Genomic DNA, 5,094 nt, shown 5'->3' with positions numbered 1-5,094 from the left:
TTTAGTCTTTGGAAAATCACCGCTAAAGCTAATACTGAACCCCCGGACTATCCGGGGGTTTTCTTTACACAAAAAATGGCGGCCATCAGGCCGCCACCTTCACGAATCACGAGCCACGAACAAGACGGAATTGTCTCTGCAGTCCCATGTCGTGGTTTGCTAATTCACGAATACCGTAACTGTCGCAAACCATTCCCGTCCTGAACGCAGGTCAAATCACTGAATCTCTTTCCATTCCTTCCATTTCCCTGAGAATATCCCCTGAATCTGGTCTTTGGAAAGGCTCTGGACCGGGCTTTCCGCATTGACGATGATGGCGATCCCATCTCTTGCCACCGGTTCGGTCTGGAGGAGTTCTGCTTCATAGCTCTTCAGATGCCGGGAGGACATGGCGAGATCTGCTTCTCCGCGGATGGCAGAAGTCAGCCCTTTGGTAGAGTCTGTCACATCGATATCGATTTTGACAGCGGGATTTTTTTCCATATATTTGCCGGAAAGGTCTTTCACCAGTTCTGCCATGGAGGTGGAGCCGGCGATTTTTATATTTCCTGCGGGTTTATCGGAAAGGAAAGTGGCCGGGGCAGAAATGGGCACGGCATAATGAGGCACGAATCCCTGGCCTGCGGTGTGGATGTACTTGATGAAATCCGCCTCTGCCGGTGTCCGGTCTCCGGTCCAGCAGAGATAGTAGGTCCGGGTCAATGGATATTTCCCACTACCGATGGTTTCATCTGTCGGTTCGATGGTATCCACGGAAACCACTTTGATGCCCTTTGGCTGGATTTTGACTGCATTGAAGGCCACATAGGCGATGGCATTTTTGTCTGAAGCCACCTGTTTCATGGCTTCTTCCGTGGACTTTGCGTGATTCTTCGTCACTTCATCGGAAATGCCGGTCATAGAGTCGAATTCATTCTTTGTACCGGAGCCTTCTTCGCGGGCTACCGCGTGAATTTCACCCATGCCCGAGAGATCCACTTTCGGGCCCGTCTTACCACCGCAGCCGGAAATCGCAAGGGATACGGAAAGTGCTGCCAGAAGTACTAACCATTTCTTTTTCATGGTTATCCCTCCTTCTTCGGAGCTTCTTTGGCGCCCTTTCCCAGTTCTACGAAGGAAGCGGACGGATTGGCTTCCTCGGAAATGCTGACGCAGTTATCCGCCATACGGTCCATGGAGTACAGGAGTCCTCCATAGGCGGCAGTGAAGGCAGGACTGCATTTATTATCCTGAATCCGCTGGAAATGGTTATGATATGCTTCTTTCTGGAAATCGTGAAGCTCTTCCCTTTTGTTTTCCAGTACCTGCACAGAATCTTTATCCCCGTTCTTCACGGCATCCATGGATTCTGAGAACATTTCCTTATTCATGGTGAGGCAGTCGATGAGTTCTTTCTTGGCGTCATCGGAGAACTGGTTCCCATCAGCTGCCGCTTTCTGGGTGAAATTGAATACTTCTCCAATCCGTTCCGTAATATGGCTGATATGGTTGGCCACAATGAGAAGGCCTGCGGTCTGTTCCGCCTGCTGGCGGTTCAGGCTGCCTTCGGAGAAGAGGTCCGTAATGTACTGGGCAATATTTTTATGAAGTCCTTTAATACCGTCTTTTTCCATGGTGAAGGCTGCTTTATCCTTGTCGCCGCCTTTTCCAGTAATGATGAGCTGCAGTTTATCCATGAGTCCCACTGTGAGTTCAGTCAAATGGGTCAGTTCCTGAGAAACAAGGTACATGGCCGCTGCTGGCTGGGAAAGCATTTTCACATCCAGGTAGCGGGGATCAAATTCACCCGGTGCCACTTCATCTTCCCCGCGAATGATAAATCTAACAATTTTTACCATCACAGGCAGGAGCGGCAGCCATACGAGGGTGCAGACAACGTTAAAGGTGGTATGGGCATTGGCGATCTGTCTGGAAATAATGTCCAGCTCCGGCCCTGTTGGCGAAACCCACATGACGAACTGGGCGAACCAGGGGATGATACAGAGGAAAACAACAGATCCGGAAATATTGAAGACCGAATGAGCCACAGCCGTTCTCTGGGCATTCTTGGACTGACCAATGCAGGCGAGGAGGGCCGTAATGGTAGTACCAATATTATCGCCGAGAAGGATCGGGATAGCCCCGGTGAGGCCAAGAAGGGAACCGCCTCCGGGTCCGGGCTGGGCAGCAAAGTTCTGAAGTACCGCAATGGTTGCCGAAGAGGATTGAACCACCAGGGTCATGCACATACCAAGAGCCAGACCCAGAATCGGGATATCCTTCACTTCTGCCATCATATCGACAAAGAATGGACTTCCTGCCAGAGGTTTCATAACGTGGCCCATGATTTCGATCCCTTCAAAAAGAAGGCCGAAATTGAAAATGACGAGACCGATATTTTTCATCTTTTCCGACTTGGCCACGAAATTCATGATAAAGCCGATGAAAATAATGGGGTAAATATAATCGGAAAGTTTAAATGCCATGAGCTGGGCCGTCATGGTGGTACCGATATTTGCGCCGAAAATGACGGAAATACCCTGAGGGAGAGTCATGAGGCCTGCACTGACAAATCCGATAACCATAACCGTAGTTGCCGAACTGGACTGGAGCACCGAAGTCACGAGCATACCGGCAATCGCCCCGAGCACTGCATTTTTCGTGAGCATGCCCAGGATTTTTTTCATCTTCTCCCCTGCCACCTTCTGAAGGGAAGAACTCATGCCATTCATCCCGTAAAGGAACATGGCCAGCCCGCCGATGAGGCCAAAGAAAATCTTCAAATTGGGATCCATAGGAAACTCCTTTCTCCAAACCATGGAAACCGGGAAATACGAACCATTTGCTTGTTTTCATCGTATCAACGGCTGGTACATGTTTCGAAAACTGTCTGTCAAAACTGTGTAAAATAAAAATGAGGAATACATGGGCCCCTTGTATACGATCCGTAAATTCGGCGGGTGTTACTACCGAAAGGTGCAGGTAACTTCTGAATTCTTATACTGATTTAAGCCGCATACTATCCTTTTGCAGAAGAGAAAAAGTAGATATACAGGAAATTGATAAATTTTGTCAACTCGCTTTTGAGAAGGAATAAGGAAAGCCGTCAGCCGTTAGCCGTTAGCCGTTAGCCGTTAGCTGTTAGCCATTAGCTGTTAGCCATTAGCTGTTAGCCTTCAGTCATCGACGTCCGGGATTCCGTTCCCAATCAAAGAAGGGCGCTTCTAAATCTGATGCGCCCACCTCCCCGATAATCCCGATACTCCCGACATCCCCGATATTCCCGATTCAAAAGCTAATTCACCTTCCGCTTCCTTTTAATGAAAAATGCAGGAGGAAAAAATCCCACAAAAATAGACGCCCCGAAAGGGGCGTCTACCTTCACGAATCACGAATCACGAATCACGAATCACGACACACGAACCACGATCAGCTCATATGCCCGGAATCATTAAATCCGTCATGTTTGCAAATCTTATTTCTTGTCGGCCAAGTAAGCTTTCAGGGCATCTGCCAGTCTCTTTACGCCTTCTTCAATGACATCGTCGTCATTGTAGGAGAAGTTCAGACGGAAGTAGTTGCGTTTGCCGGATGCCGGGAAGAATGCATCACCTGGAACGTAAGCCACTTTTCTATCCAGAGCATACTGGAAGAGTTCGCGGGCATCGCAGTTTTCCGGCAGGGTTACCCACAGGAAGAGGCCGCCATGCGGATAGGTGCATTCTACGTCGGACGGGAAGTATTTCTTAATGGCATTGCACATTACATCACGGCGATGACCATAGAGTTTGCAGTTATCTTTAATATGGCCTTCATAGTCATAGGTGGTCATGTACATAGCTGCTTCACGCTGGGTTACGGACGGGGTAGCCAGGTCGGTGGAGCCTTTGACAAGATCGAATTTCGGGAGGAGCTGGTCATTCAGGACGAGCCATGCCAGTCTCATGCCCGGAGCCAGAGTCTTGGAGAAGGTGCCGGAGTAAATAACGAGGTGTTTCGGATCCATGGTAACGAGCGGAGCGATTTCTTCGCCTTCGAAACGGAGATCGCCATAGGGGTTGTCTTCGAATACCGGAATTTCATACTTGGTTACGATTTCCATGAATTTCTTGCGGCGTTCCAGGCTCATGCAGCGGCCGGTGGGGTTCTGATAGTTCGGAATGACGTAGATGAATTTAACCTTTTCTTCGGAAGCGAGGACTTTTTCCAGTTCTTCCGGAATGATGCCGTCATCATCGGTGGGAACTTCGATATATTTCGGCTGTTCGAAATCAAAAGCGCCGATAGCGCCAAGATAAGTCGGGCTTTCGCAGAGAACGACATCACCTTTGTCCAGGAATACGCGGCCGGTAATATCGAGGCCCTGCTGGGAGCCGGTAACGATCATGATGTTCTTCGGATCTACCTTTTCCATACCCATGGGCTGGTACATACGGTTCATGCGGTCAGCAATAGCCTGACGGAGACCCATGAAGCCGAGGGACGGACCATACTGCATAGCGCCGGCGCCATCTTCTTTTCTGACTTTGATAGCGACTTCGGTCAGTTCTTCCAGCGGGAAAGTCTTCGGTGCAGGAAGACCACCAGCGAAAGAAATGATATCCGGCTGAGCGGTCAGAGCCAGCAGTGCACTAATGTCGGACGGTTTCATTTTTGCCAGAACTTCAGAAAAACGGATTGCCATAAAAAATCTCTCCTTTACTACTATGGTGGCAGGAAATCCTGCCCCGGACTACTTTATATTACAGCCTGAGTCCCAGGTCCCCCCTGTGCCACAAGCGAATATAATCTACTCGGTAATACTATTATTGTAAGACTACAGGTAAGAGATGTCAAATCATTGCGTCAAATAAGGGGAAAGGTTTTTGGAAATAAGAGATGTCGTGATTCGTGGTCCGGGGTCCGAGATAAAATGGTCCCTGGCGGAAATTTTTCCATGGGCCGGAGTTCCCGGGTCCTTTGAAAATTCCCACGAAAAAGAAATCCACCAGCATAGCTGGTGGTTCTTCACATGCAGCCACAAGGGCCTTTTATTACCGGCTGCGCGTTAACGCGCTTGTGCTTCTGTCACTTGCATATTATTGCTTGCGACCCGTGAACGGGTCAAATAAGTCC

Annotated in this window: 3 protein-coding genes; all 3 read right to left on the bottom strand. The window is 49.3% G+C overall.

Annotated features, from left to right (window positions below):
• Nucleotides 1-216 precede the first annotated feature (216 nt).
• The 3 genes from QZN42_RS09915 to QZN42_RS09905 all read right to left on the bottom strand — a co-directional run bounded on the left by QZN42_RS09915 (nt 217) and on the right by QZN42_RS09905 (nt 4,663).
• On the bottom strand, nt 217-1,062 hold the full coding sequence (locus QZN42_RS09915; RefSeq protein ID WP_296957244.1) for a substrate-binding domain-containing protein: 846 nt from the start codon (nt 1,060-1,062) through the stop codon (nt 217-219).
• 2 nt (nt 1,063-1,064) lie between these two features.
• A complete protein-coding gene (locus QZN42_RS09910) occupies nt 1,065-2,774 on the bottom strand; it encodes a Na/Pi cotransporter family protein (protein ID WP_296957242.1) in 1,710 nt (569 codons plus the stop codon).
• A gap of 680 nt (nt 2,775-3,454) precedes the next feature.
• A complete protein-coding gene (locus tag QZN42_RS09905) occupies nt 3,455-4,663 on the bottom strand; it encodes a PLP-dependent aminotransferase family protein (protein ID WP_296957240.1) in 1,209 nt (402 codons plus the stop codon).
• Between the last annotated feature and the right edge of the window lie 431 nt (nt 4,664-5,094).

The organism is uncultured Dialister sp., from assembly GCA_900314595.1.
Lineage (GTDB): Bacteria > Bacillota > Negativicutes > Veillonellales > Dialisteraceae > Dialister.
The sequence above is the reverse complement of the archived record's forward strand: the minus strand, read 5'-3'. Positions and strand labels throughout refer to the sequence as shown.